This is a genomic window from Nemorincola caseinilytica (assembly GCF_039540515.1).
Classification (GTDB): domain Bacteria; phylum Bacteroidota; class Bacteroidia; order Chitinophagales; family Chitinophagaceae; genus Nemorincola; species Nemorincola caseinilytica.
In genome coordinates, this window is the sequence record NZ_BAABFA010000009.1 from 127,267 (window position 1) to 153,826 (window position 26,560).

Here is a 26,560-nt window from a genome sequence, read left to right on the forward strand (position 1 = left end):
TCCGGTACATTCATATGGGCAGCGCATGCTTGGCATCGCCACCGGCAACTGGGCCGGCACCTCTTCTCTCTACCTCGATCCTGCCGGTATAGCCGGTTCCCGGCAAAGGACCGTTATCGATGTATTGGCTTTGAACGCCTTTGTAGAGAACGACCTCGGCACCATCAACAACCGAACGCTCTTCTCCCAGCTCAATAGCCGCGAGCTGCTGAAGGTGAACGACGTATTCAAATTCAATGGCCGCTCGCAGGTGAACCTGATGCTGCCCTATGCCGAGGTACGCGGCCCGGGCTTCCTGTGGAGCATAGACCACAAGAACACTATAGGCATCACTACCCGCCTGCGCGGCGCCAACCAGTTCACCGGGGTGAACGAAAAGATATACCGCACCGTGCTGGACCCCACCTATGCCACCACCAATGGCGACTATACCACTACCTCCCGCAACTTCAAGTGGAATGCCGCCACATGGGGCGAGATAGGCTTTTCCTATGCACGTGTACTGGTAGATGAGGGCGAGAATTTCCTGAGCCTCGGCGGTACCGTCAGGTACCTGGCCGCCGCGGCCTATGTATCTATGCAGGGCAACAATGTGAATGCCACCTACTATGCCGCACAAGACTCCCTGCGCATCTCTAATGCCAATATAGAGTTCTCCAGCAATGTGGCCCACAGCTACCGCAGGGTAGATGCCACCACCGAGGCCAATTCCAGCCCCAGCATGTTCAGCCGCTACTTTGGCAAGCAGGGTGGTTCGGGCATAGGCGGCGATATAGGTTTCCACTACGAGTTTCGCCCCAACCCCGAGCAATACCTCTACGAGCCTATAGACAGCCGTGGCAAAAAGAGGATAAAAGACCACAGCGCCGTACAATACAAGCTACGCATATCTGCCGCCGTTACCGATATAGGCAGCATGCGCTTTGCCAACGGGGTGAACCGCAAGGCGGTAGCCACCGGCAATGGCTATATAATAGGCAGCAAGGTGGGCGACAATGTGAACAACTACCGCAACTTCACCAGCTATGCGCGCCAGCAGGGCTTCGATGTAGATACCATGCGGCAGGATGCCGTCTACTACCTGCCCACCACCATGGTGCTGGGTATAGACTATAAGATATGGCGCAACTTCTACATCAATGGTACCTCTCTCATCAATGTAGCGGGCAAAGAGCGCACGGGCAATTACTTCTACGACCAGGTAACTGTCACTCCCCGCTTCGATAAGGATATCCTCAGCATAGCCATACCCATTACCTACAATATATATTCCGAGTCGTTCAAGGCAGGTCTGGGCCTGCGGGTGGGCGGCTTCTTCATAGGTGGCGACGACCTGCTGGGCCTCATAAGCAACAACCAGTATGGTGTCAATATCTACACAGGCCTGGCAGTACCCATCAACTATGCCAAACCCCGCGACCGCGACCATGACCGTATCACCGACCGCAACGATAAATGCCCCGATACACCCGGCATATGGGAGTTCCACGGCTGTCCCGACCCCGACCGTGATAAGGATGGTATAGCCAATGCACAGGACCGCTGCCCCGATGTGGCCGGCTCGCCCACAGCACAGGGCTGCCCCGACCGTGATAAGGACGGTGTGACCGATGCTACCGACCGCTGCCCCGATGTACCCGGCATAGCCGCACTGGCCGGATGCCCCGATACCGATAAGGACGGCATAGCCGATGGCGAAGATGCATGCCCCGATGTACCCGGTATAGCCGCCTTCAAAGGATGCCCCGATACCGATGGCGATGGCCTGCAGGACAATATGGACAAGTGCCCCACCAAGGCAGGCCCCATAGCCCTGGGTGGCTGCCCCGATACCGACATGGACGGCCTGGCCGATAATGTGGACCGCTGCCCCAACAAACCCGGCCCCGCCAGCAACTATGGCTGCCCCGAGGTACGCGTAGAGGTCATAAAACGCCTCTCGCATGCTGCTACAGCGCTAGAGTTCGAGACAGGCAAGGCCGTTATAAAGGTGAGCTCCTATAGTATGCTCGACGATATAGTAAAACTGCTGAACGAATACAGCGACCACTATATGGATATAGAAGGCCATACCGATAATGTAGGCTCTGATGCCAGCAACCTCATACTGTCCGAAGAGCGTGCAGGCGCTGTGAAGGAGTACTTTATAAATAAAGGTGTAGCCCCCGACAGGCTGGTGGTAAGGGGCATGGGCGAATCGATGCCGGTGGCCGGCAATAATACCGCCGCAGGCCGCGCCCAGAACCGCCGCGTGAAGATGACCCTGAAGGTACGCGGCCAGTAAGATGCTTTTTATGTGTGGTTAGGATCTCGTGGGGATACGTGAATACCCGGCCCAAAGGCCGGGTATTCCGTTTTGGCTAATTTCTATTATATCATATTATTCCTGTTTTTACCCCTAAAACTGCTAATGCATTGAAAGACACACACTTAATTGTAGAACATTTTCCCCACTTCCACAACTTTAATACCCCTTTAGCATTTCTCACAATGGATTATATTATAATGATCTATAAAAGCAGAAATATTTTCTATGTATAAATAAAATTCTTTTCACATTCACAATAAACAACTTACACAAAACAATAAATATTATTTAACAGTTACCGTCTTACCTTTGCAAAGAAAAGAGGTAAGTGTGCCGCAAATGGTCTGATAGTTGATTATCAGTATGTAGTATACCTGATCACCTCACTATTGATAACTCACACAAAAACAGAACAGTCATGAGAAAAGCAGACATCGTTGGCAGCATTGCCGAAAAGACCGGGATCCCTAAGGTAGACATTCTTGTTGCGCTCGAAGCGTTCTTCAAAGAAGTGAAAACTTCTCTGGTAGAAGGTGAGCCTGTGTATGTACGCGGCTTCGGCAGCTTCATCCTGAAGAAGCGCGCAGCCAAAATAGGCCGGAACATCAAGAAGAACGTAGCGGTAGAGATACCCGAACACTTCATTCCCGCCTTCAAACCTGCACGCGAGTTCGTACAGGCAGTAAAAGGTTCCACTCACGAGCTCGTAGCTCATGATGGTGAAATGGTAGACCAATAAACAGCCCGCGACCGCCGCAAGCGCTATTTCGCTACCTTTGCGCACCAGATCAATAAAAATCTTCTTTTGCGCACAGTACATTATATAACACTTGCAGTTGCGGTCATACTCATCGCTCTTTTATACTGGGGAGGTAATACCGTTCCCCCCCGCGGCAAGAACGAGGTCGCTATGCAGCGTCCATCATCCGCAGGGGAGGTGTCCCCGGGCCCTGGCACCATGAAGCCCGCCTCTGTCGACTCTATAATAGCTGTGTCGAGAAAGCAACTCCCGAAAACAGTTGCCGACACGGTGTCGACCATTGAAAATGAACTAACAGCCATCAGCGATAGCTCGCAGATGGCTGTTGTTTTTAAGAAACTGGCGAGGGTATGGGGCCGTGCCCGCAAGCCGCGTGTAGCTATATATTATGAGGCCCGTGCCGCGAAATTGGAAAATTCCGAAAAAAGCCTCACCTTTGCAGGCCAATTATTTTTGGAGCTGCTGGAACACGAGGAAGACCGCAGTGTGCAGATGTGGGAAGCGACCGAAGCGATAAGCTGCCTGGAGCGCGCCCTGGCCCTGAACAAGGACAACGAAGAAGCAACACTGGCGCTGGCCTCGGCCTACATACAAGGTACAGCAGAACCCATGAAAGGAGTGCAGATGCTGCTGGCCATCACCCGCGAAAAGCCGGAAGATGTGCAGGCAAATATGCTCCTCGGCAGAATGTCCATCCAGTCTGCCCAGTACGACAAGGCCGTGAAACGCTTTGAGACCGTGCTGAAGGTGGAACCCGAAAATAAAGAGGCGCTATACTTTGCCGCACAGGCCTACGAAGGTGCAGGCGACAAAGCGAAAGCGATAGAAATGCTTGAAAAATGTAAAAAGGTGGTCAATAACCCCGAATTCAGTAAGGATATCGACCTGCATATAAATTCATTAAAGTAACTTTTTAAAAACTCATATTATGCCTTGTGGTAAAAAGAGGAAACGTCATAAGATAGCCACTCACAAACGTAAAAAGCGTCTGAGGAAGAACCGTCATAAGAAGAATAAGTAGGCTATTCATTCCACCCTTAGCTTCATTATTTAACGCTGCCATTCCTGACCCGCACATCTGCCTGCGCACGCCCATATGCGAGCCGGCCGGTGTGCAGGTCTATTATTACAGCCCTAAAAGCCTCGCTGATACTATTTGGGGGCGTTGCAGCCGAAGCTGAGACCCGGTCTCATACCAATGAACAAAGAACTTATCATCAACTCGTCGGGCGAGGGGGTAGAGTTAGCGTTGCTTGAAGACAAAAAGCTCGTCGAACTACACTTCGAACGGGGGCAGGGCCAATTTGCCGTGGGCGATATATACCTCGGCAAGGTCAAAAAGCTCATGCCCGGCCTCAATGCCGTGTTCGTAGATGTAGGATACGAAAAGGATGCTTTTCTTCACTACACCGACCTCAGCCCATACCTGCGCTCCCTGCTCAAGTTCACCAAAAGCAGCATAGAAGATACCGCCAACTGGGGCGACGACTTCGGCCGCTTCAAGAACGAGGCCGAGATACTGAAGTCCGGCAAGATCACCGAGGTCTTTACCGGCAAACCCGAGATACTGGTACAGGTGCTCAAAGAGCCCATCTCATCCAAAGGCCCGCGCCTTAGCTGCGAGATATCGCTGCCCGGCCGCTTTGTGGTCATGACCCCGTTCAACGATGTGGTGGCCATATCGCGCAAGATACATTCTGCCGAGGAGCGCAAACGCCTGCAGCGCATAGTAGAAAGCATAAAGCCGAAGAACTTTGGCGTGATAGTGCGTACCGCTGCAGAAGGCAAGAACACTGCCGAGCTGCATACCGACCTGCTGGAGCTGGAGAAGATGTGGAAGGGCATACAGAAGAACCTGAAAGGCGCCAAGCCACCACAAATGATAATGAGCGAGCAGGACAAGACAACGTCCATCCTGCGCGACATGCTCAACGACAGCTTTCAGAAAGTAGTGGTGAACGACAAGGCCCTGCTGGGCGTAGCCCGGGATTATATATCCAAGGTGTCGCCCGGGCAGGAGGATATAGTAACGCTGCACAGCAACGGACAACCTATATTCGACACCTTTGGCGTATCAAAGCAGGTGAAGGCCGCCTTTGGCAAGACCGTGAACCTCAATAGCGGCGCCTACCTCATCATAGAGCATACCGAGGCCCTGCACGTCATAGATGTGAATAGCGGCACCCGCAGCCCCGAGGCCGGACAGGAGGCCAATGCCCTTGCCACCAACCTGGAAGCCGCACAGGAGATAGTGCGCCAGATGCGCCTGCGCGACCTTGGCGGCATCATCATCATCGACTTCATAGACATGAAGCTGGCCGAGAACCGCAAGCAACTGCACGATGCCGTGGAGCAACTGATGGTGAACGACCGCGCACGCCATACGGTACTGCCTATATCCAAGTTCGGCCTGATGCAGATAACGCGCCAGCGCCTGCGGCCCGAGATAAACATCAGTACGGCCGAGGTATGCCCTACCTGCAAAGGCACCGGCAAGATAGGCCCGTCCATACTACTGGCAGACGATATAGAGAAAGACCTGAAGTATGTGGTAAGCCAGGGCCTGCGATCGCTGAAGCTATATGTACACCCTATAGTAGAGGCCTACCTTACCAAGGGTACCTTCTTCAAGCCATCCATAGCCAAAAAGTGGGAAAAAGAGCACAAGACAAAGCTGAAGATAGTGGTGGACAACAATTCGCCCATCACCGAATATAACTTCTACGACGCCCAGACCGACGACCTTATAAAGCTGTAAAGCAGCATTATATCACCACTACTTCGTGGAAATCGGTAGGGACAAGATATTTCTGAGCAAGCGCCTGCAGTGATGCAGGCGTTATTGTTTTGTAGGTCTGCACATTGCTGTAGAAATAGTTCGCATCGAAGCCATTGAGAATGAGCGAACGCCAGCGGCGCAGTATAGAGAAGGGACCATCGAGGTCGCCGAGAATGCCACCCAGCAGGTAGTTCTTTACCAGCAGCAGCTCTTCATCGTCCACGGCCTCGTTGCACAGCACTTCCATTTCATGGTATATCTCTTTCACGGCCTTCTCTGTCACCTCGGTGCCGGTCTCGGTATGTATTATCATAGAGCCGCCGCCTATCTCGGGCGTTATAGAGCTGTATATGCCGTAGGTGTAGCCTTTCTCCTCGCGTATATTGCTCATGAGGCGCGAGCCGAAATAGCCGCCGAAAACGGTATTGAGCACCACCATAGGCGTATAGTCGGGGTGGTGGCGGTTGGGGAACAGGCGGCCTACGCGTACAGCGCCCTGCACACCATTGGGGTCGTTGCTTACCCTGTGTATCTTCTCCGGTACGGTCTGTATGGCATGCAGGCCGCGTACTATGCTGACAGCAGGGTATACCGTAGTACCGAACACACTGTTCAGCAACTGTACCTCCTTGTCGCCTATGTTGCCCGCCATGAACATCTTTACGTTAGCCAGGCTGTATTGTGTCTTATAGAATGCTGCAAGGTCATCGCGGGTGATGGCCTCTATACCCTCCTGCCGCGAGAATCTGCCATAGGGATGCTCGCTGCCATAGAGCAGTGCATCTATACGCTGATTGGCCACGAACTCGCACTGGCGCAGGCTCACCAGCAGCTTCTGCACCGCATTGCGCTTGTGCAGGGCCACCTCGTGCTCGGGGAATGTATTATCGGTGAGTATCTCGTGTACTATAGGCAGTAGTACCGGCAGGTGCTTTGTGAGCGAAAAAAGCGAGACGGTAGCATAGTCGTTACTGGCACCCACTTTTAGCGTGGCACCATAATACTCCAGCGACTCATTGATCTGCGCAGCGGTATAGCGCGATGTGCCGCTCTTCATGAGCGCGGCAGTGGCCTGGGCCACCGATGCCTTGTGCTCGTACCACAGGCCCGCAGGAAATACCCAGTCTACCTGCACCACATCCTGCACACCGGCATTGAGCCAGTAGAGCGGCAGGCCATTACCCAGCGTAGTGGTAGTGATGGGCGGCAGCAGGTATTCGAACTCTACTGCATCGTGTATGGCGGGGGTTATGGTACGGTCTAGTGGCATGTAGCAGGTATTTACAGCGAATGTAGTACTATGGTTTCACAAAAAGCGCGCGCAGCTCACCTGCCTCTTCGGCCTTCATTTTGCCGCCCAGTACCAGCCTCACCTGCCTGCGGCGCAGCGCACCATCGAACATGCGCTTCTCCTCATCGGTCTCGGGTATGAGCTCGGGTACCTTGCGGGGCTTGCCATTGGGGTCCAGGGCCACGAATGTGAGGTAAGCCTCGTTAGAAACATATTTGTACTGTGCCGTAAGGTCTTCGCCCCATACACGCAGGTATACCTCCATAGAGGTATTGAACGAGCGGGTGAGCTTGGCCTCTATGGTCAGCAGGTTGCCCAGCTTTATAGGGTTGGAGAACGATACATTATCTACCGATGCCGTTACCACCGGGCAGTTGCAATGCTTCTGGGCAGATATGGCAGCGGCTATGTCCATCCAGTGCATAAGGCGGCCACCCATCAGGTTGCCCAGCACATTGGTATCGTTGGGCAGTATCAGCTCCGACATCACTACGAAGGTGTCCTGCGGGCGTTTTGCTTTCATTTTACGGCTGTTTATTTGCGCGCAAAGGTATCTTATAATGCTGTTATAGGAATGTTGTTATTTAACGAACTCTGCGTAAGGCATTACCACATATGGTTGTGTGGTATCGGGGTGGTAATAGTCGGGGTTCAGATCCTTGGGGGTGAGGTAGGTAAAGCAGAAACTAAAGCCGGTGCTATCGGCCTTCATGGCTGCAAAGGCCTGCTTATCTTCCCGGTTGTTGAAGTCAATGAAACGGAAAGAGCGTTGCGGCATATCGCCCATGGCGGCCGATACGAAGAGGGATTCTTCGGGCAGCACCCAGTGGAGCTGCAACTTTCGGGGAAGATCGCCGGGGTCGGAGAGGGCCAGTTTGGTGATGTTCTTTTTGCGCATCTGCGCGAACACTTCTTTCATGAAGGTGGTACGCCAGACGAATTTCTCTGAAGAGGCTACTATGTAGCCCGAGCGCACCAGTATAATAGCAGCAAGCATGATGATGGCCGTGCGGGCCCGCATGTGCTGCACAAGGGTGAGCGCGAAAGGCGCTGCAATGATGATGCCCAGGCTGGCCCATTCGGTCTCTATGTGTGCAAGGGCAGTAGAGTCGCCATAGTTGGCAAACACGATGCCCATGAGCGAGCAATAGCCCAGCACACCCAGCACCAGGTAGCCGGCAATGAGCCTGTAGCCATGTTTTACAAGCAGCGCTAGGCTGATAAGTAACAGCAATGCAGCACTCCAGTAATTGGTGAGGCAGCGCTGAAGGAACAGCTTTATCACTGTAGTATCGAAGGCCTTCCAGAGGTCGGGGATGGAGATCTTCAAAAGGGCGTGCAGATGCTCTCTTTCGTAGGTCTGCGAGGAGCCCGATGAATTGAGCTTTACCAGGCAAAGCCCTACTAACAGGGCACTGAGCGCTATCATGGTGCGCATGGGTACCGGCCTGTCTTTCTGCAGCATCATATACACCCATATATAGGCCAGCGGCACGAATACTATGAAATGGCTGGATGCCGCGAGGAAGAGCAGCACTACAAATGGTAGCAGCAACAGAACGAAGTGGACCCTGCGCTGAGACATGTATACCAGCAGCCCGAACATGAGGAACATCCATGCTATGCCCTGGTGCAGCTCGTCGTTGATGAGGAAGTAAGAGTCGCTGACAAAGAGGAAATAGTAGAGGCACATGAGTATAGCAAGGCCATACTGCCTCAGCCCCTTTACCAGTATACCGGCAACAAGAAAATAGAATAGGTTGAAACTAAGCGAATAGGCTATGAGTATGCCCCGCAGCGACAGGTGCAGCTTGGTGCCTATGAGCGGCACTATCTGTGTGATGAAGGAGCCATAACGCTCGTTCTGTATATAGAGCCGCTTGTAGTTGGTGATGCTGAACGCTATGAATGCCGTATCGGCGAACATACGCTCCTGGTACCACAGCACAGCACCTACTGCCAGCAGGAAAAGCCCTGCCAACGCTACATATGCGGTACGCTGCATGGAGGCATCTCCGGGCGAGAGTGGGGCGCTAAAGGTATTTTCTTTGCTCAAGTGATATAGCTGAAATGTATAAAAAGCAACAGCACATACCGAATGGGTATGTGCTGTAAAAATAGGTCATAATACTTTAAGGACAGGCCTACTTGCTGAGGTGCATGCTGCGCTCTTTGTACAACTGGCGGAACCATGGGTCGCGCAGGTTCTTGATGAACCTGATGGCCTCGCCGGTGCTCTTCATTTCGGGGCCCAGCTCTTTGTTCACATTCGGGAACTTGTTGAAGCTGAAGATAGGCTCCTTCACGGCAAAGCCTTCCAGCTTCTTCTCTATTTTGAAGTCCTTCAGTTTCTTCTCGCCCATCATCACTTTAGTAGCTATGTTGAGGTAAGGTATGCCGTATGCCTTGGCTATGAATGGTGTGGTGCGGCTGGCGCGGGGGTTGGCCTCTATAACGTATACCTTGCCATCCTTTATGGCGAACTGTATGTTTATGAGACCTTTCACATTCAGGCGCAGGGCTATCTTCTTTGCTATGTCGGCCATTTCGTCCACTACCAGCGGGCCCAGGTTGAAGACGGGCAGCAGCGCATGGCTGTCGCCGCTGTGTATACCTGCGGGCTCTATATGCTCCATTATGCCCATGATGTGTACTTCCTCGCCATCGCATATGGCATCTACCTCGGCCTCCTGGCAGCGGTCCAGGAAGTGGTCTATGAGTATCTTGTTGCCGGGCAGGTGCTTCAGCAGGCTTACCACGCTCTTTTCCAACTCTTCATCGTTTATGACGATGCGCATGCGCTGGCCACCCAGTACATATGATGGGCGCACCAGTACAGGATAGCCTACTTCCTTGGCCACATCTATGGCCTCGTCGGTAGTGTATGCGGTACCGTAGCGTGGATAAGGTATGTTCAGCTCTTTCAGCGTATCGCTGAAGCGGCCGCGGTCTTCGGCTATGTCCATGTTATCGAACGATGTACCGATGATCTTGATACCCTTCTCATGCAGTTTCTTGGCCAGCTTCAGTGCGGTCTGGCCACCAAGCTGCACCACTACGCCCTCGGGCTGCTCATGCTCTATTATCTCCCACAGGTGTTCCCAGTTCACAGGTTCGAAGTACAGCTTATCGGCTATATCGAAATCGGTAGAAACGGTCTCGGGGTTGCAGTTCACCATTATAGCCTCGTAGCCGCTTTCGCGTATGGCTATCAGGCCGTGTGTGCAGCAGTAGTCGAACTCTATACCCTGGCCTATGCGGTTGGGGCCCGAGCCCAGCACTATTATCTTCTTCTTGTCGGTGCGTATGCTTTCGTTAGCCCCTCCCTCTTGAAGGGAGATAGAGGGGGCTTCGAATGTGCTGTAGTAGTATGGCGTTTTGGCCTCGAACTCGGCGCTGCAGGTATCCACCATCTTGAACACGCGGGTGATGCCCAGCTTCTTGCGGTATTCGTACACTTCCTCGGCAGTGCAGTCAAGCAGCAGGTCGGCTATCTGCTCGTCGCCAAAGCCCATCTGCTTCATGCTGCGCAGGAAGGGTGCGGGCATAGCAGAAAGGTGCCTGAATTTCTTGGCCTCTGCCTCCATGTTCACTATGTCCTGTATCTGGTACAGGAACCAGCGGTCTATCTGTGTAAGCTCGCGTATGGTCTTTATAGATACGCCTGCGGCCATTGCCTCCTTTATGCGGAAGATGCGGTCCCATGTGGGGCGCTTCAGTGTATCTATCAGCTCTTCGGGGCGCAGCCTGCTGGTACTGATGAATGAAAGGCCTGTAGCATTGTTCTCCAGGCTCTGGCAGGCCTTTTGCAGGGCCTCGGGGAAGGTGCGGCCTATGGCCATCACCTCGCCTACAGACTTCATCTGGAAGCCCAGTGTATCGTCCGCGCCTTTGAACTTGTCGAAGTTCCAGCGGGGCATTTTTACGATCACATAATCGAGCGCGGGCTCGAAGTAGGCCGATGTGGTCTTGGTGATCTGGTTGCTCAGTTCATCCAGCGCATAGCCTATGGCCAGCTTGGCGGCTATCTTGGCTATGGGGTAGCCAGTGGCCTTTGATGCCAGTGCCGACGAGCGGCTTACGCGTGGGTTTATCTCTATGGCTATTATCTCCTCGGTATTGGGGTTCAGCGCGAACTGTACATTACAGCCACCGGCAAAGTTGCCCAGGTCGCGCATCATCATGATGGCGGTATTGCGCATAAGCTGGAAGGCGGTATCGCTCAGGGTCATGGCAGGCGCTACGGTAATGCTGTCGCCCGTGTGTATGCCCATCGGGTCGAAGTTCTCTACGGTGCATATGATGGCCACATTGTCGTTGCTGTCGCGCAGCAGCTCCAGCTCGAATTCCTTCCAGCCCATTACTGCCTGCTCTACCAGCACCTCATGTATGGGCGATGCCGTGAGGCCGCGGTCCAATGCCGCATCCAGGTCTTCTTTATGATAAACGATGCTGCCACCCGTACCGCCCAGCGTGAAAGAAGGACGGATAACTACCGGCTGAAAACCGGAGTACACAACATTGGAGCTGGGCAGGCTGTTGCCGGTATTGCCTGCGGCCGATACCTGCAGTTCCTGTGCGAACTCCTTTCCTTCCAGCAGCGAGTTGGCCGTTCTTGCCTTTGCGATAGGCACGCCCAGCTCTATCATCCACTTGCGGAAGAGCTCCCTGTCCTCGGCCTTGTCTATGGCTTTTATGTCCACACCTATGAGGCGCACGTTAAAGCGTTCCCATATGCCCAGTTCCTCGGCCTCTTTGGCAAGGTTCAGGGCCGTCTGGCCGCCCATGGTGGGCAGTACGGCGTCTATGTCGTTCTCTTCCAGTATCTGCTCTATGCTTTCTACCGTAAGGGGCAGCAGGTATACCCTGTCGGCCATTATGGGGTCGGTCATGATGGTGGCAGGGTTGGAGTTGATGAGGACGACCTTTATGCCCTCTTCCCTGAGGCTCCTGGCAGCCTGTGAACCGGAATAGTCGAATTCGCAGGCCTGGCCTATAACAATGGGGCCCGAGCCTATGATGAGCACACTTTTAATAGAGAGATCGCGCGGCATTTGCAGATGAAGTAAAAATGTAAAGAATAAATAACAAGGTCGCGATGAGCAGGTAATATACCGGGCTCAACGCCCGGGGCGCAAAAGTACAAAAAAACCGGATAGTTGAGCCGCCCGGCGGTGCGGACGTATAGAGAAAATATTTGTTTTGAAGTATGCGGGCATATGTGAATAACATGGTTAATTAAAATATGTCGTATTCAACAAATTACCCGTAGCAGCAGTATTATTTACCTAATTTTGCACGGGGCATTTCGTGCCCTTTGACGACACGCTTTTTTTCGCACATTTGCGATCATATAATAAACCATAGCCGTAATGAGCTTTTTAGGCCTTTTCAAGTTCCTCACCCAGGAAATAGCCATAGATCTTGGCACCGCCAATACATTGATAATACACAGTGACCAGGTAGTAGTGGACGAACCCTCTATAGTAGCCATAGACCGCACTACCAACAAGATAGTGGCCGTAGGTAAAAAGGCCATGATGATGCACGAAAAAACGCATGAGAACCTGAAGACCATACGCCCGCTGAAGGATGGTGTGATAGCCGACTTCGATGCGGCAGAGAACATGCTGCGCGAGATGATAAAACTGGTATACCCTAAAAAGCCTATGTTCCCGCCCAGCTGGCGCATGGTGATATGTATACCATCGAGCATAACCGAGGTAGAGAAACGTGCGGTGCGCGACAGCGCAGAGCGTGCGGGCGCAAAGGAGGTATACATGATACACGAGCCTATGGCCGCAGCACTGGGTATAGGTATAGATGTAGAAGAGCCTACCGGCAACATGATAATAGACATAGGCGGTGGTACTACAGGCATATCGGTGATAGCGCTGGCAGGTATAGTGTGCGACCAGTCCATACGCATAGCCGGCGATGAGTTCACCGGCGATATAATGGAGGCCATGCGCCGCTACCACTCGCTGATGATAGGCGAGCGTACCGCAGAGCAGATAAAGATACATGTAGGCTCGGCCCTGAAAGAGCTGGACAACCCACCCGATGATATAGCAGTGAACGGACGCGACCTGGTAACAGGCATACCCAAGCAGATAATGGTATCGTACCAGGAAGTGGCCGAGGCGCTGGACAAATCTATCTTCAAGATAGAAGAGGCCATACTGAAGGCACTGGAAAGCACACCACCGGAACTGGCCGCCGACATATACAGGCGCGGCCTGTACCTCACCGGCGGCGGCGCGCTGCTGCGCGGGCTGGACAAGCGTATATCGCACAAGATAAAGCTGCCTGTGCATGTGGCCGACGATCCGCTGCGTGCAGTGGTGCGTGGTACCGGCATGGCGCTGAAGAACATAGCCAGGATGCCGTTCCTGATGAAGGGCAGCATGTAGGCCCTGAACAGTATGTAGTGAACCGCTCAATAAAGTGCTAGCAACAAGGTGCGCAATTTCATTTTTTTCATACGCCGCTTTTTCAACCTCATCCTGTTCCTTGTACTGGAGGTGGTGTGCATCGTGATGATACAGCGCACGGCCACACTGCAGGGAAATGACATAGTGAGCTCGGCCAACGCGGTATCGGGGCTGGTGTACAAGAAGAAGAGCGATGTGGCCTACTACTTCGGCCTGCGCAGGATGAACGACAGCCTGCTGCGCGAGAACGCGCGCCTGCGCCAGAACATAGCCATGTATAACAGCCTGGATACCCTGGGCGATTCGGTGGTGCGCATAGACAACTCCGACACTGCCAAACATATAGTGCGCTTCTCAGAGTATATATACCGTACTGCGCGGGTCATCAACAATTCTACCAATGCTACCGACAACTATATAACGCTGAACCGCGGTACCGATGATGGTGTGTACAAGAGCATGGCCGTGATATCGGGCACGGGCGTGGTGGGCCGTGTAGAGCATGTGTCACGGCACTTTGCAAGTGTGCTGTCGGTACTGAGCTCTAAGCAAAAGGTGAGCGCAAAGCTGAAGAGCGGCAATATAGGTGTGGTGATATGGGAGGGCCGCAACCCTACTACGCTGGTGATGACAGAGATACCGCAGCAGGTAGTGGTGAAGAAGGGCGACTCTGTAGTGACGAGCAACCTGTCTTTGTATTTTCCGCCGGGGGTGCTGATAGGTACCGTGGTAAAGACCGAGCAGGTAAAGAAGAACACGACGCAGCGTATATACCTGCGCTCATCTACCAACTTCCAGAACCTGCAATATGTGTATGTGGTAGAGAACAAGATGGCCCAGGAGAAGGACGAGCTGGAGGAGACACAAAACAAATGATGCGATGAACGTGTACCTGAAGAACATACTGCGTTTCTGCGTGATAGTGCTGTTGCAGGTGCTGATCCTGAACAAGATAACGCTGCGCTGGTGGAGCGATCCATCGGGGTTCCCCGTGTTCATACCGTATGTATACCCGCTCTTCCTGCTGCTGCTTCCTTTTGAGACCCCGGTATGGGCATTGCTGCTGTGCGGCTTTGTGCTGGGGCTTACGGTAGATGCCTTTACCAATACGGCCGGCATGCATGCCTTTGCTACGGTGCTGATAGCCTACCTGCGTACCAATGTGCTGACGGCCCTGCTGCCGCGCAACCTGTCGGAGTACAGCGGGTCGCAGCCATCTACAAGAAATATGGGATGGATGCCCTTCCTGGTGTATAGTGGATTCCTGATAATACTGCACCACCTGGTGTTCTTCTCTATAGAGCTCTGGAACTTCTCGAACCTGGGGCAACTGTTGCTGAAGACACTGGCCTCTGTGGTCACTTCTATGCTCTTTGTGGTAGTATACCTGCTGCTGTTCTCAAGGCAGGACAACTCCCGTATGTAACGTTCTCAGAAATAAGGGAGCATTCCTATTTACGAAGCAATTAGCGGCATCAAGGCCATCAAGCCATCCTATTCACCAAGCCATCCTATCCATCAAGGTTCAGACCTGCTGTTCATCAAGGTTGCGGCCTACTCGCACTCGCCGCCCGGCTTGCATACCGCGCCCTGTTCTATCTGCAGCGCTGCCGCAGGGTTGGCCTTCTTCCATTCTGCCACTGCGCGTTCCAGCGTCCTTACAAAGGCATCTGCCGGCTGCGCACCCGATACCGCATACTTCCTGTCGAACACAAAGAACGGCACACCATTCACACCTATGGCCTCTGCCTCTTTTATATCCTGTTCTATCTTGTGCGTATACACATCGTTCGTCAGCGCTTCCTTTACATCGGTCTCGGTCAGTCCTATCTCTTTGCCCAGTGCGGTCAGTGTCACAGTATCGCCCATATCCTGCCCTTCTGTAAAGTAGGCCCTGAACAGGCGCTCCTCTGCAGCATCGCCCAGCCCTTTGGTCTTGGCCATCTGTATGAGCCTGTGCGCCCTCCACGAGTTCGCCACCACTGCCTTGTCAAAGTTATACTGCAGCCCTGCAGCACTTGCCATCTGCACCACGCGCTCATGCATCCGCTTCGATTCGTCAACGCTCAGGCCCTTCCTTGTGGCCAGGTAGGTGTATACATCGGTACGCGGCTCTATATGGTCGGGTATAGAGGGGTCTAGCTGAAAGCTCTTCCATACTATCTCTACATACCCGCTATCGGCAAACTTGCCCATGGCCTCCTCGAAGTGGCGCTTACCTATATAGCAGAACGGGCACATGATGTCGCTCCATATTTCCACCTTCATCTTTGTTCCTGTCGTCATTGTCTTTCCTTTTTCTGTCGTTATCGTCTTCTTGTTCAGTTTCTGCCGTCCATTGGTACACAATGGTATTATCAGCAGCCATACTGCAAAGGTCGCTATTATACTCGTTCTCATATATGCCAGTATCACGAAGGTAACCTATCGGCCATCATGTGTCACATAAAAAAGCCGGCGCTCTTTGAGCGCCGGCCATATCATAAAGTATCAGGGAACTTATTAAGCACCTACAGCTATACGCTTGAAGGTGGTAACAGTAAGGCCCTTGTTCACGCTGTTCAGGTATTCGGCCACGGTCTTGCCATTGTCTTTTACGAAAGCCTGTGGCAGCAGTGTATTGTCTTTGAAGAATTTGTTCAGCTTGCCTGCAGCTATCTTCTCGGCCATATCGGCGGCCTTGCCTTCAGCTACTATCTGCTCTACAGCTATCGCCTTTTCGCGGGCCACTGTCTCTGCGGGTACGCTATCCGCGTCCACAGCCAGTGGGTTCATGGCTGCTATCTGCATAGCCACGTCCTTACCTGCAGTTATGATACCCTCGTTAGCGGCCTGGTTCATACCTACCAGTACACCTATGCGGTAGCCAGAGTGTATGTAAGGCACCACAGCATCGGCAGTTACCTGCTCAAAGCGCGATACGTCTATCTTCTCGCCTATCTTGGCCACGGTCTCCATCAGCCTTTCGCCTATTGTGGCGTTGCCCATAGATGCTGCTTTCAGCTCATCTATAGTGGTCACCTTGGTAGCCAGTGCTATGTCGGCTATCTCCTGTGCAAAAGCTATGAAGTCTGCGTTCTTTGCCACGAAGTCGGTCTCGCTGGTCAGGTTCAGCACTATGCCGTATGTGTTCTCGGCATTGGCCTTGGCTATCACCACACCTTCCTTCGCATCGCGGTCGCTGCGGTTAGCAGCCACCTTCTGACCCTTCTTGCGCAGGTAGTCTATAGCGGCCTCAAAGTCGCCATTGCTTTCCATAAGGGCCTTGCGGCAATCCATCATGCCTGCTCCTGTCTGCTGGCGCAGCTTGTTCACGTCTGCTGCCGATATTGTTACTGTGCTCATATGAGGTATTTTTTATTGTTCTGGTTATTGAGGGTGCGAAATTCGCATTTTATCATTAAAGCCCCAAATGCGGGGCTTTAATAGATATATATTGTTCTGTTAAGTTTACATCAAAACCCACGGGGCTTAGCTCCTTGGCGCGGGGCGGCTGCCACCACCACCGGGACCACGGCCTGCACCACCCGGACGGCTGCCGCCGCCACCAGGACCACGACCTGCACCACCCGGACGACCCGGACCACCTGCACTGCGGCCTGCGCCACCGCCAGAGCGGCCTGCACCTGCGCCTGTACCACGGCCACGGCCTGCACCGCCACCACGGCGGCCACCTTCACCGTCTTCTTCTGTCATTTCCATACCACGGCCATGATTTTCTACTTCTTCCTCCTGTGTATCTTCTTCAGACTCTTTCATCTGTGCACGCTCCTGCAGGCCTTCCAGTATGGCCGCTGTGAGGTACTGCGTGATGATGGCTATAGATTTTGTAGCATCGTCATTGGCAGGTACTGCGAAGTCTACCTTCGTAGGGTCGCTGTTGGTATCTACCATAGCAAAGGTAGTTATGCCCAGGCGCTTGGCTTCGGCCAGTGCTATATGCTCATGGCTTATATCCACCATGAAGATAGCAGCAGGCACGCGGCCCATCTGCGATATACCGCCCAGTACTTTTTCCATTTTTTCTTTGCTGCGGGTCAGGGTCAGGCGCTCCTTTTTGGTAACGCTGTCCATGGTACCGTCGTTCAGCATTTTTTCTATGCTCAGCATCTTCTTTACGCTCTTGCGTATAGTAGTGAAGTTGGTGAGCATGCCACCCAGCCAGCGCTCGGTAACAAATGGCATGTTGGCGCGTGCTGCTGCCTCTGCCACTATTTCCTTTGCCTGCTTCTTGGTAGCTACGAACATTATCTTCTTACCGCTCTTGGCTATAGACCTCAGCGCTGCAGCAGCCTCATCCAGGCCTTCTATCGTCTTGTTCAGGTCTATGATGTGGATACCATTCTTCTCAGCGAAGATGTAAGGCAGCATCTTGGGGTTCCATTTCTTTTTAAGGTGACCGAAGTGAACACCTGCCTCCAGAAGCTGCTGATGCAATGTTTTATTATCTTCCATTTTAATGATTTCTTGGTTGTTATAAAAATTGTTTGGTGGCGGAACGCGGCAAGCCGCGCTCCTGCCTGGTATCCATTAACGTTTAGAGAACTGGAAGCTACGACGTGCTTTGCGCTTACCGAATTTCTTACGTTCTACAGAGCGGCTGTCGCGGGTCATCAGGCCGTCTTTTTTCAATACCGGGCGGAATTCAGGGTTGATCTCGCACAGTACGCGCGATATGGCCATCTTCACAGCTTCGGCCTGGCCTTTGGGGCCACCACCCTGCACATTCACCACTACATCGAATGCGCTTACTGTATCGGTCATTTTCAGGGGCAGTTCTACCTGGTTCTGCAGGTACATGATGGGGAAATACTGTTTGTATTCCTTCTCGTTAACAGTGATATTGCCGGTACCCTTGCTTATATACACACGGGCTACAGCTTCCTTACGGCGGCCTACGGCGTTTTTCTGCTTTTCCATTTTATATTATAATGATTTGATATTTTGTGAAAGATCTTTATACCTGTCCCAGCATTAGATGCTCATGGCTTTGGGGTTCTGTGCCTTGTGCGGGTGCTCAGCGCCTTCGTATACGAACAGCTTCTTCGCCATTGCACGGCCCATACGGTTCTTAGGTAGCATGCCTTTTACGGCGCGCTCTATCATCAGGTTGGGGCGGCGGGCCACCAGGTTCTTGGCGCTTTCTATCTTCTGGCCACCTGGGTACAGAGAATATGTCTGGTATTCTTTGTCTTCCATCTTGTTGCCGGTAAGTATCACCTTGCCAGAGTTCACTACGATCACATAATCGCCGCAATCGAAGTGTGGAGTATAGTATGCCTTGTTCTTGCCACGCAGTACAGATGCTATCTTAGAGGTCATACGGCCCAGCGTCTGGTTGGTAGCGTCAACAACATGCCATTCGCGCTTTACGATGGTCGCGTTGGCCGACTGTGTTTTAAAACTTAAGTGTCTCATTACCTTTGATCTTTTTGTCTGCCCGGGGCAGATAAATGAAATATAAAAAATTGGAGCGCAAAGGTAGATCCGCTCTTTCAAAGTGCCAAGAATTTCATTAAGAAATTTTATGACACCATTGCAACTAATTGATTATCAATAAAAATAAAGGAAAAATATTTTAAGCATCAACTAGAAACACCTCCCTTCCCGAAGGGCGAATACTAAATGGCTATCTTTGTTCACGAGCACACATCATGACCGATAATAAAGACATACGTTGGTTACAGCGGTTCTCCAATTACAGGAAAGCGCTGGCACGTCTTAGCATGTTCATTCAGAAAAAAGACCTGAACGAACTAGAGGAGCAAGGTATCATACAGGCTTTTGAATTCACACATGAGCTTGCGTGGAATGTAATGAAGGACCACCTCTCATATCAGGGCATTGTAAATATCACCGGCTCTCGCGATGCTACAAGAGAAGCCTTCGCAAATGGCCTGATAACCGACGGTGAAGGATGGATGGAAATGATAAAAAGCCGCAATATCTCTTCACATTCTTACGAAGAAACAATAGCTACCGAAACAAAAGATAAGATATTCGGTCTATACTATGTACTGTTCGTAACTTTCGAAGACAAAATGCACTCATTGGAAGATCGTCGTTATGAGGCCGCGATCTCTACTCATATCTAAATAACACCCTTATAGACGTCAGCGTTTCTTCCATCCTCGTCATTTGTGCGTCTTTGTGTCCCTAAAAGATCGAGCATCTCTTCGTGAACTTAGTGAAGACCTTTGTGTCCTTAGTGGTTAAGAGTTCTACCAACGATAACGGTCTACCTCTCGAACCTCAGCCGTTCTCCCCTCACCACATCGTTCACCCTGCCGTTCTCATACACCACCTCGCCGTTCACAAAGGTCATATGCACCCTGGCCGGAAAGCTGTGTCCCTCAAATGGCGACCACCCACATTTATACAGTATGTTCTCCTTGCTCACCGTGGTACCGCCCCTCATATCTACCAGCACCATATCGGCATGGTAGCCCTCGCGCAGGTAGCCGCGCTGCGCTATATTGAAACACTGCGCAGGCGCATGGCACATCTTCTCTACCACTTTCTCTATGCTTATGCGGCCATCCTTTACATATTGCAGCATCAGCAGCAGCGAGTGCTGCACCAGCGGCACACCCGATGGCGCCTTCTGGTAGGGCAGTTGCTTCTCTTCCCATGTGTGTGGCGCATGGTCGGTGGCTATTATGTCCAGCCGGTCATCCAGCAGGGCCTCCCATAGTGCGGCCTTGTTCTCGGCGGCCTTTATGGCGGGGTTGCATTTTATGAGGTTGCCATACTGCGCATAGTCGTCGGCGGTGAAGTGCAGGTGGTGCACACACACCTCCGATGTGATGCGCTTATCGGCCAGCGGCATCATATTGGAAAAGAGTTGCAGCTCCTTTGCAGTAGATATATGCAGTATGTGCAGGCGTGTACCGCACTGCTTTGCCAGTTGTATGGCAGAGAAAGAGCTTTCAAAGCATGCGTTCACATCGCGTATCAGCGGGTGGTAGCTTGCGTGGTCGGCATCGGCATATTTTTCCTTGTTGGCATTTATCACACGTTCGTCCTCGCAGTGTGTGGCTATCAGCAGCTCCGACCCCGAGAATATCCTGTTCAGCGTCACATAGTTGTCCACCAGCATATCGCCCGTGCTCGACCCCATGAATATCTTCACCCCGCACACATCCTTTTTCTTCTCGTTGGTACGCAGCACCTCATCGGCATTGCTGTTCGATACCCCCATGAAGAACGAATAGTTGGCCACAGATGTGGCCGCGGCTATCGCATACTTGTCCTCCAGCAGTTCCTGTGTCAGCGCAGCGGGGTTGGTATTGGGCATCTCCATAAAGGTCGTCACCCCACCGGCCACGGCAGCGCGTGCCTCTGTACCTATGGTGGCCTTGTGCGTCAGCCCCGGCTCGCGAAAGTGTACCTGGTCGTCTATGGCTCCCGGCAGCAGGTGCAGGCCTTCGCCATTTATCTCGGTACAGTTGCCAACGGGCTGTATGTTACTGCCTATGCGTTCTATACGGCCGTTCTTTACCAGTACGTCCTGTATGCGGCTTACGCCCTCGTTCACCACGGTAGCGCCTTTTATCAGTTTTGAGTACATATCGTTATCTTCGTCCCTGTACAGGGTGTGTTATTTGTTATTGCATACAATGCAATGCAAATCTACCAAAATACGCCCTTAAAGCTCCCCGCTATGCTCAAAAGATACGCACTGCTTCCTTCGTTACTCCTTATGTCAGGCATCGCCGCCGCCCAGACCACCTTTCTCAGGCTGGGTTCCGACGGCTACCACAATATAGACCGTTGGGAGACCCTTAACGGCCGCCTGTGCGACAGCCTCGCCAATGGCGACAAACCCGAATCGCGCAGGAACGTAGTTCGTTTCATAGAGCGCATATCGCACCCCGGCGATACCGCCTTGGGCCTCTACAGGCACATGAGCGATGTGGACCGCTACAATATGCAGCAGATGGTATCCGAAAGCGGCGAGTGGGCGGGAGATGAGAACGGGGCCATAGATTCCAAACACCCTATACTCAACACCTTCTACAAGAAGCAGTTCAACATGATATATGTGAAGACCAACAACTTCTTTGTGGTAGTGAACCCCGTGGCCGGCGCACAGGCCGTGATGCAGAACAACGACATATCGGCCGATCCTGTAACAGGCACCGCGATACCCAATACCACCCGCTCCAACTTCCAGGGGGCCGAGGTGCGCGGCTGGATAGGCAAGAAGATAGGCTTCTACACCATGCTCACCGACAACCAGGAGCGCTTTCCTTACTTTGTGAACAACTGGGCGCGCCGCCCATACGAGGCTGTACCCGGCGCCGACTATTTCAAAAGACCCCTCACTCAGTTCGGTACATACGACTACCTGCAGGTGAACGGCTACGTTAATGCCGACATCGTGAAGAACCATGTCAATGCCACTTTCGGCTTCGGCAAGCACTTCATAGGCGATGGCTTCACCAGCCTCTTCCTCACCGACAATTCCTCCAATGTTCCCTTCCTGCGCATACAAACACGCATCTGGAAGCTGAACTATGAGTGCCTGTACATGGAGCTGACCCCGCAGTACATAAAAGGCGCCGACAGGATACTGCCGCACAAGTACTCTACCATCCGCTACCTAAATGCCAATGTATTTCGCTGGCTCAACCTCGGCCTGTTCGAATCACAAGTGTTCGCACGCACGGGCGGCTACGAGATAGCCTACCTCAACCCCATGATCCTTACCACGGCCATGAGCCGCTACAATGGCGCGGGAGATAAATCTATGCTGGGCCTTAGCGCCAAGGCCCTGGTAGCACGCCACTTCCAATTCTATGGCCAGTTCCTGCTCAATGAGTTCCGTATAAAAGAGCTTACCGGTGGCAACAAATGGTATGGCAACAAATGGGGCGTGCAGATGGGCGGCAAATACTTCAATGCCTTTGGTATAAAGAACCTGGACCTGCAGGGCGAGGTAGATGCCGTGCGCCCATACACCTACTCTGCCCAGGATACCATTGCCAACTATACCAACTACAATCAGCCGATGGCCGATCCGCTGGGGTCGGGCTTCATCAAGGCCATCGGCCAGGCACGCTACGAGCCCGTGAAGAACCTGGTGCTCACGGCCCGCATCACCTACTATATGCGCGGCAACGATACCGGCAATGCCAACTATGGCAACAATACCTTCAAGCCATACCCCACGGCTACTACGCAGTATGGTGTGAAGATGATAAACGGCCCCGAGAGCCGCTGCAAGATGGTATCTCTTAATGCGTCCTACCAGTTGCGCCCCAATCTCTTTGCCGACCTCGGCGGGGTGTACCGCAATTATGAGAATGTAGCAGGCATTTACCCGCATAGCAGCACTACCGGTACATGGACAGGCCCGCTCACTACCACATACTTCTATTTTGGGGTAAGGATCAATGCCTCGCGCAGGGCTTACGACCTCTTCTAGTGCGCCTATAGTGTAGCCAGCCACTCATCCAGCACATGCCGGTATGCAGCGAAAGCTGTGGCCGGTATGGCATTGTAGCCATGCAGATGCCCGGCTGCTTTTACGGCCATACCCAGGTCGAAACCGTTCTGCGGCATGGTATGATGTATTCCCTGTTCATGCATCCTCCGCCCCAGGTATTCCTGTTCGGTCTGCCCCGGTGTGGGTATCAGTATGGCTCGTTTTCCTATTGCTGCCAGGTCCATCAGGGTAGAGTACCCGCTGCGGCATACCACCAGCCGGGCCGCACGCATAGCCTCCTCTAGTACACTACCCGCCAGTCGTGCATGCCATGTTATATGTGGTGGTATATCGGCGGGTCTCGCTGCCTTGTCGCTGCCTTCGGCAAATATCACCCGCCCCTCATACCCTGCCGCCTGCCGCCACAATACCTGCGACAGCATGCTTCGCTGCGGCTCCGGCCCCGATAGCAGTACCAGCAGAGTATCGGCGGTACTGGTATCAGTAGGTACATTATTCCCATTCGCAAAGCGCGACAATAGACCTATATACTTTGTATTCTTTGGCAGCACCTCCGGCTGCGCCAGCATACCCGCCAGCGAATGCCCGCCCGCTGTATCGGCCACCCATACGTCTCCAAAACGCTGCAGGTAACGGTAGTGCATACGCTGTACCAGTCCATCTGCCACACTGCCCATTCCGCTCAGTACATGCAGTTGGTGCGTCATTATCACCGCAGGTACGGTAGCATGGTATAGCCCATACCTGTTGTCAGCTATTATACCACCTATCTTATGATCCCTTACCACCTCTTGCAGCCACTGGTGTTCCTGTCTTATGGTGCGCAGCACACGGGGTATTTGCAGCAGCAGGCCGGCCTGTGCTACCCGGTTCAGCGGCGAATAGGTGATATCGTACCCCTGCAATGGCAGCAACGGCACATCTTTTCCGTAGGCCTCGCTCACTATGCTTTGTTGTGCTCTATTGCCCGCGAATACAGGCATATGGCCCTTTTCCAGTATATGGCCTATAAGGGGCATGCACCGTGTAGTATGCCCCATTCCCCAATCCAATGGGGCTATCAAAATTTTTTTAGGCCGGGAAATTGTCAATATCCTTATTTTTACAAAAGTAGTTTTTATGAAAAGAAGACCGGCAAGGCGATACGTTATCTGTTTATTCGTTCTATTGGGCATGGCCCTGGTGGGCTCTGGCTGCAAGACACAGAAGAACTGTGGCTGCGGCTCCGATATATTCGGCAGCTACAAAGCACCCAAAAGATATAGATAACGCTAGCAGAGCGGTGCCAAAAAACATGTATTATGTGGTATAGGAAGAGAGACAGGGTTTGGATACAATACCTGAAGAACATCATGGCTACCGACAGTGACTCCGCAAAATTCCTGGAGCGCTACAGCCGCCGTATGGGCATCACCAAAGAATATGCCGGCTCCCTCGAGGTCTTCGACCTGCAGCAGTACAAGGTGGTACGCGCTGCCGCAAAGGTCAGGAACGCCCTGCGCGAAAAAGGCAGAAAGCCTTTCATCTTTGTTGCCTGCAAAAATTAAGATGGTAAGAATCTGAGGTATGCTGACGAGTAGCCCACCTACTCAGGACATCTATATGCACCATTCCTTCTTTTTTATACCTTGCGTTATGCAGCTACCTCAAAAACACTCCGCCACCGGCACTACCATATTCACCGTGATGAGCGCGCTGGCCCAGCAACACAATGCCATCAATCTTTCGCAGGGCTTCCCCGATTTCCATATCGATGAACGCCTCGCCTCGGCGCTTGGCCGCGCAGCCGCAGACGGGTATAACCAGTATGCACCCATGGCCGGGCTGCCCCTGCTGCGACAGGCCATAGCAGAGAGTTTTCAAAAGAGGTATAATGTAACTGTAGACCCCGATACCGAAGTTACCATTACCCCCGGGGCTACCTATGCAATATATACGGCATTCACGGCCATACTATCGCCCGGCGACGAGGTGATAGTGCTAGAGCCAGCCTACGATAGCTACATACCCAATATAGAGATGAACGGTGCACGCGCCATTTGCATACCGCTCTCCGCGCCGTCCTTCAGTGTAGACTGGCAGCGGGTACGCAATGCCATCACGCCCCGCACCCGCGCCATCATCGTCAACACGCCGCACAATCCCACGGGCGCCATATGGACCATCAACGACTGGAACATGCTTGCCGATGCCGTTCGCGATACCGATATCATAGTACTCTCTGATGAGGTGTACGAGCAACTGGTGTACGATGACCGGCAGCACATCTCTGTACTGCAGCACCCCGAGCTTCGCGCACGCAGCTTTGCCCTCTACTCCTTTGGCAAGGTCTACAACAATACCGGCTGGAAGATGGGCTACTGTATAGCGCCACCTGCCCTCACTACGGCCTTCCGCCGCATACACCAGTTCCTCTGTTTCACCGTCAATACACCTGCACAGTATGCACTGGCACAGCACCTGGCACATGCTACAGAGCCCATACACAGCATCATGCAGCGCAAGCGCGATCATTTTCTGTCCCTCATGGCACATACGCCCTTCACCCTGCATACCCCAGCGCAGGGCAGCTACTTCCAGGTGATGAGCTATGAGCGCATCAGCGATATGCACGACAAACAGTTCGCCGAATGGCTCACCAAAGAATACGGTGTGGCCACCATACCCGTCAGTGCATTCTACAGCTCTGGCCATGACGACAGGCTCATCCGCTTCTGCTTTGCCAAAAAGGAAGAGACCCTCGAGCAGGCCGTAGAGCGGTTGAAGAATGTCCCTACTTTGTGAACTTATACCCTATACCCCGTATAGAGTGGAAATGCCTGGGGTTGCGGCTGTCCTTCTCGAAGAACTTGCGGAAGTTGAGAATGAAATTATCTATGGTGCGTGTAGTAGGGTACACATTGTAGCCCCACACTATCTGCAGTATCTGCTCGCGCGATACTACTTCACCCTCGTGCTCCGTCAGCAGGCGCAGCAGCGCGGCCTCCTTCTTGCTCAGTTCCTGCTTCTGTTTGTTCTTGTCTATACATTCGTGCGCGCCAAAGTCTATCACCCCACCTTCGAATTCATAGGTATCATTCACCGCACGCGGCTCCTTTATTTTCTTGTTGCGTGTTACCAGCTTGTCCACACGCAGCAGTAGCTCCTCCAGGTTAAAGGGTTTGGTGAGGTAGTCATCGCCCCCCTTCTTCAGACCCTCCACTCTATCGGCTCCGCTATTTCTTGCCGACAGGAACATGATAGGCACATCATTGTGCTGCATGCGTATGGTCTCGCATACAGTTATGCCATCCATGTCGGGCATCATTATGTCCAGTATTATCAGGTCGAAGTATTCGTTCTTCACAGCCTTTATCACAGCGGGGCCATTGTCTACCGTGGTCACCTCGTAGCCTTCCAGCTCCATGTTCAGTTTCAACGTCTCGCGCATGCTCTCCTCGTCCTCTGCTATCAGTAAAGATGCCCTGTATTGCTTACCTGCCATAATGGTCGTTTTTCTCATACAAAACTACTGCATCATTCATAAAGAATGGATAT

At 52.7% G+C, this 26,560-nt stretch carries 24 protein-coding genes; 12 read left to right on the top strand and 12 right to left on the bottom strand.

Features of this window, described 5'->3' with window-relative positions:
• The first annotated feature begins 25 nt into the window (after positions 1 to 25).
• The 4 genes from ABD843_RS07105 to ABD843_RS07125 all read left to right on the top strand — a co-directional run bounded on the left by ABD843_RS07105 (position 26) and on the right by ABD843_RS07125 (position 5,826).
• Positions 26 to 2,284 (top strand): DUF5723 family protein, encoded by a 2,259-nt coding sequence (locus ABD843_RS07105; RefSeq protein ID WP_345080665.1) that lies wholly within the window; start codon positions 26 to 28, stop codon positions 2,282 to 2,284.
• A 442-nt stretch (positions 2,285 to 2,726) separates the two neighbouring features.
• Entirely contained in the window at positions 2,727 to 3,047 is a 321-nt protein-coding gene (locus ABD843_RS07110; protein WP_345080668.1) for an HU family DNA-binding protein, read from the top strand.
• A gap of 66 nt (positions 3,048 to 3,113) precedes the next feature.
• The gene (locus tag ABD843_RS07115; protein ID WP_345080671.1) at positions 3,114 to 3,977 is read left to right on the top strand and encodes a tetratricopeptide repeat protein; all 864 of its coding nucleotides are present in this window, start codon (positions 3,114 to 3,116) and stop codon (positions 3,975 to 3,977) included.
• 289 nt (positions 3,978 to 4,266) lie between these two features.
• Entirely contained in the window at positions 4,267 to 5,826 is a 1,560-nt protein-coding gene (locus ABD843_RS07125; protein WP_345080674.1) for an Rne/Rng family ribonuclease, read from the top strand.
• A 7-nt stretch (positions 5,827 to 5,833) separates the two neighbouring features.
• Here the strand turns inward: ABD843_RS07125 and ABD843_RS07130 are convergent, their stop codons facing one another.
• From ABD843_RS07130 to carB, 4 genes are all read right to left on the bottom strand, one after another.
• On the bottom strand, positions 5,834 to 7,117 hold the full coding sequence (locus tag ABD843_RS07130) for a M16 family metallopeptidase (protein WP_345080677.1): 1,284 nt from the start codon (positions 7,115 to 7,117) through the stop codon (positions 5,834 to 5,836).
• Between the two features lie 28 nt (positions 7,118 to 7,145).
• A complete protein-coding gene (locus ABD843_RS07135; protein ID WP_345080680.1) occupies positions 7,146 to 7,661 on the bottom strand; it encodes an acyl-CoA thioesterase in 516 nt (171 codons plus the stop codon).
• Positions 7,662 to 7,718: 57 nt separating this feature from the next.
• Positions 7,719 to 9,194 (bottom strand): hypothetical protein, encoded by a 1,476-nt coding sequence (locus tag ABD843_RS07140; RefSeq protein WP_345080683.1) that lies wholly within the window; start codon positions 9,192 to 9,194, stop codon positions 7,719 to 7,721.
• 88 nt (positions 9,195 to 9,282) lie between these two features.
• Positions 9,283 to 12,192, bottom strand: coding sequence for a carbamoyl-phosphate synthase large subunit (gene carB / locus ABD843_RS07145; protein WP_345080686.1), 2,910 nt, complete (start codon positions 12,190 to 12,192; stop codon positions 9,283 to 9,285).
• 318 nt (positions 12,193 to 12,510) lie between these two features.
• On the opposite strand from carB, the gene ABD843_RS07150 reads away from it, so the two are divergent.
• Genes ABD843_RS07150 through mreD form a run of 3 tightly spaced genes read left to right on the top strand, consistent with a single transcriptional unit; the run spans position 12,511 to position 14,998 of the window.
• Positions 12,511 to 13,551 carry a rod shape-determining protein gene (locus ABD843_RS07150; RefSeq protein WP_345080689.1) on the top strand — a complete coding sequence of 347 codons (1,041 nt, stop codon included), beginning with the start codon at positions 12,511 to 12,513 and terminating at the stop codon, positions 13,549 to 13,551.
• A 48-nt stretch (positions 13,552 to 13,599) separates the two neighbouring features.
• Positions 13,600 to 14,448 carry a rod shape-determining protein MreC gene (mreC, locus tag ABD843_RS07155; protein ID WP_345080693.1) on the top strand — a complete coding sequence of 283 codons (849 nt, stop codon included), beginning with the start codon at positions 13,600 to 13,602 and terminating at the stop codon, positions 14,446 to 14,448.
• Positions 14,449 to 14,452: 4 nt separating this feature from the next.
• Positions 14,453 to 14,998: a rod shape-determining protein MreD gene (gene mreD / locus ABD843_RS07160; protein WP_345080696.1), complete on the top strand. Its 546-nt coding sequence runs from the start codon at positions 14,453 to 14,455 to the stop codon at positions 14,996 to 14,998.
• Between the two features lie 128 nt (positions 14,999 to 15,126).
• On the opposite strand, the gene ABD843_RS07165 is transcribed toward mreD, so the two are convergent.
• The 5 genes from ABD843_RS07165 to rplM form a co-directional block, all read right to left on the bottom strand.
• Complete coding sequence (locus tag ABD843_RS07165; protein WP_345080698.1) at positions 15,127 to 15,972, bottom strand: DsbA family oxidoreductase; 846 nt, start codon at positions 15,970 to 15,972, stop codon at positions 15,127 to 15,129.
• Positions 15,973 to 16,074: 102 nt separating this feature from the next.
• Complete coding sequence (gene tsf, locus ABD843_RS07170; protein ID WP_345080701.1) at positions 16,075 to 16,917, bottom strand: translation elongation factor Ts; 843 nt, start codon at positions 16,915 to 16,917, stop codon at positions 16,075 to 16,077.
• A 126-nt stretch (positions 16,918 to 17,043) separates the two neighbouring features.
• The gene (gene rpsB, locus ABD843_RS07175; RefSeq protein ID WP_345080705.1) at positions 17,044 to 18,027 is read right to left on the bottom strand and encodes a 30S ribosomal protein S2; all 984 of its coding nucleotides are present in this window, start codon (positions 18,025 to 18,027) and stop codon (positions 17,044 to 17,046) included.
• 75 nt (positions 18,028 to 18,102) lie between these two features.
• A complete protein-coding gene (gene rpsI / locus ABD843_RS07180) occupies positions 18,103 to 18,492 on the bottom strand; it encodes a 30S ribosomal protein S9 (protein ID WP_345080708.1) in 390 nt (129 codons plus the stop codon).
• 54 nt (positions 18,493 to 18,546) lie between these two features.
• Positions 18,547 to 18,990 (bottom strand): 50S ribosomal protein L13, encoded by a 444-nt coding sequence (rplM, locus tag ABD843_RS07185; RefSeq protein ID WP_345080711.1) that lies wholly within the window; start codon positions 18,988 to 18,990, stop codon positions 18,547 to 18,549.
• Between the two features lie 236 nt (positions 18,991 to 19,226).
• Here rplM and ABD843_RS07190 point away from each other — a divergent pair, with 236 nt between their 5' ends.
• Entirely contained in the window at positions 19,227 to 19,667 is a 441-nt protein-coding gene (locus ABD843_RS07190; protein WP_345080714.1) for a nucleotidyltransferase substrate binding protein, read from the top strand.
• 143 nt (positions 19,668 to 19,810) lie between these two features.
• Here ABD843_RS07190 and ABD843_RS07195 read toward each other — a convergent pair whose 3' ends face one another.
• A complete protein-coding gene (locus ABD843_RS07195) occupies positions 19,811 to 21,142 on the bottom strand; it encodes a dihydroorotase (RefSeq protein WP_345080716.1) in 1,332 nt (443 codons plus the stop codon).
• Between the two features lie 132 nt (positions 21,143 to 21,274).
• Between ABD843_RS07195 and ABD843_RS07200 the strand changes: the two genes are divergently transcribed.
• Entirely contained in the window at positions 21,275 to 23,002 is a 1,728-nt protein-coding gene (locus ABD843_RS07200; protein WP_345080719.1) for a hypothetical protein, read from the top strand.
• A gap of 5 nt (positions 23,003 to 23,007) precedes the next feature.
• Here the strand turns inward: ABD843_RS07200 and ABD843_RS07205 are convergent, their stop codons facing one another.
• Positions 23,008 to 24,042: a glycosyltransferase gene (locus tag ABD843_RS07205; protein WP_345080722.1), complete on the bottom strand. Its 1,035-nt coding sequence runs from the start codon at positions 24,040 to 24,042 to the stop codon at positions 23,008 to 23,010.
• A gap of 100 nt (positions 24,043 to 24,142) precedes the next feature.
• Between ABD843_RS07205 and ABD843_RS07210 the strand changes: the two genes are divergently transcribed.
• The 3 genes from ABD843_RS07210 (at position 24,143) to ABD843_RS07220 (ending at position 25,807) form a co-directional block, all read left to right on the top strand.
• Entirely contained in the window at positions 24,143 to 24,292 is a 150-nt protein-coding gene (locus ABD843_RS07210; protein WP_345080725.1) for a hypothetical protein, read from the top strand.
• A 32-nt stretch (positions 24,293 to 24,324) separates the two neighbouring features.
• A complete protein-coding gene (locus ABD843_RS07215) occupies positions 24,325 to 24,570 on the top strand; it encodes a hypothetical protein (protein WP_345080728.1) in 246 nt (81 codons plus the stop codon).
• Positions 24,571 to 24,658: 88 nt separating this feature from the next.
• Complete coding sequence (locus ABD843_RS07220; RefSeq protein WP_345080731.1) at positions 24,659 to 25,807, top strand: methionine aminotransferase; 1,149 nt, start codon at positions 24,659 to 24,661, stop codon at positions 25,805 to 25,807.
• Here ABD843_RS07220 and ABD843_RS07225 read toward each other — a convergent pair.
• Positions 25,797 to 26,507, bottom strand: coding sequence for a response regulator transcription factor (locus ABD843_RS07225; RefSeq protein WP_345080734.1), 711 nt, complete (start codon positions 26,505 to 26,507; stop codon positions 25,797 to 25,799). The genes ABD843_RS07220 and ABD843_RS07225 overlap by 11 nt on opposite strands.
• Between the last annotated feature and the right edge of the window lie 53 nt (positions 26,508 to 26,560).

What these genes read in the sequence shown, in the direction of transcription:
- ABD843_RS07105 (WP_345080665.1), top strand. Translation starts at nt 26, where the DNA reads ATGCTTGGCATCGCCACCGGCAACTGGGCCGGCACCTCTTCTCTCTAC.
- ABD843_RS07110 (WP_345080668.1), top strand. Translation starts at nt 2,727, where the DNA reads ATGAGAAAAGCAGACATCGTTGGCAGCATTGCCGAAAAGACCGGGATC.
- ABD843_RS07125 (WP_345080674.1), top strand. Translation starts at nt 4,267, where the DNA reads ATGAACAAAGAACTTATCATCAACTCGTCGGGCGAGGGGGTAGAGTTA.
- ABD843_RS07130 (WP_345080677.1), bottom strand. Translation starts at nt 7,117, where the DNA reads ATGCCACTAGACCGTACCATAACCCCCGCCATACACGATGCAGTAGAG.
- ABD843_RS07135 (WP_345080680.1), bottom strand. Translation starts at nt 7,661, where the DNA reads ATGAAAGCAAAACGCCCGCAGGACACCTTCGTAGTGATGTCGGAGCTG.
- carB (WP_345080686.1), bottom strand. Translation starts at nt 12,192, where the DNA reads ATGCCGCGCGATCTCTCTATTAAAAGTGTGCTCATCATAGGCTCGGGC.
- ABD843_RS07150 (WP_345080689.1), top strand. Translation starts at nt 12,511, where the DNA reads ATGAGCTTTTTAGGCCTTTTCAAGTTCCTCACCCAGGAAATAGCCATA.
- mreD (WP_345080696.1), top strand. Translation starts at nt 14,453, where the DNA reads ATGAACGTGTACCTGAAGAACATACTGCGTTTCTGCGTGATAGTGCTG.
- ABD843_RS07165 (WP_345080698.1), bottom strand. Translation starts at nt 15,972, where the DNA reads ATGAGAACGAGTATAATAGCGACCTTTGCAGTATGGCTGCTGATAATA.
- tsf (WP_345080701.1), bottom strand. Translation starts at nt 16,917, where the DNA reads ATGAGCACAGTAACAATATCGGCAGCAGACGTGAACAAGCTGCGCCAG.
- rpsB (WP_345080705.1), bottom strand. Translation starts at nt 18,027, where the DNA reads ATGGAAGATAATAAAACATTGCATCAGCAGCTTCTGGAGGCAGGTGTT.
- rpsI (WP_345080708.1), bottom strand. Translation starts at nt 18,492, where the DNA reads ATGGAAAAGCAGAAAAACGCCGTAGGCCGCCGTAAGGAAGCTGTAGCC.
- rplM (WP_345080711.1), bottom strand. Translation starts at nt 18,990, where the DNA reads ATGAGACACTTAAGTTTTAAAACACAGTCGGCCAACGCGACCATCGTA.
- ABD843_RS07190 (WP_345080714.1), top strand. Translation starts at nt 19,227, where the DNA reads ATGACCGATAATAAAGACATACGTTGGTTACAGCGGTTCTCCAATTAC.
- ABD843_RS07195 (WP_345080716.1), bottom strand. Translation starts at nt 21,142, where the DNA reads ATGTACTCAAAACTGATAAAAGGCGCTACCGTGGTGAACGAGGGCGTA.
- ABD843_RS07200 (WP_345080719.1), top strand. Translation starts at nt 21,275, where the DNA reads ATGTCAGGCATCGCCGCCGCCCAGACCACCTTTCTCAGGCTGGGTTCC.
- ABD843_RS07205 (WP_345080722.1), bottom strand. Translation starts at nt 24,042, where the DNA reads ATGCCCCTTATAGGCCATATACTGGAAAAGGGCCATATGCCTGTATTC.
- ABD843_RS07210 (WP_345080725.1), top strand. Translation starts at nt 24,143, where the DNA reads ATGAAAAGAAGACCGGCAAGGCGATACGTTATCTGTTTATTCGTTCTA.
- ABD843_RS07215 (WP_345080728.1), top strand. Translation starts at nt 24,325, where the DNA reads ATGTGGTATAGGAAGAGAGACAGGGTTTGGATACAATACCTGAAGAAC.
- ABD843_RS07220 (WP_345080731.1), top strand. Translation starts at nt 24,659, where the DNA reads ATGCAGCTACCTCAAAAACACTCCGCCACCGGCACTACCATATTCACC.
- ABD843_RS07225 (WP_345080734.1), bottom strand. Translation starts at nt 26,507, where the DNA reads ATGGCAGGTAAGCAATACAGGGCATCTTTACTGATAGCAGAGGACGAG.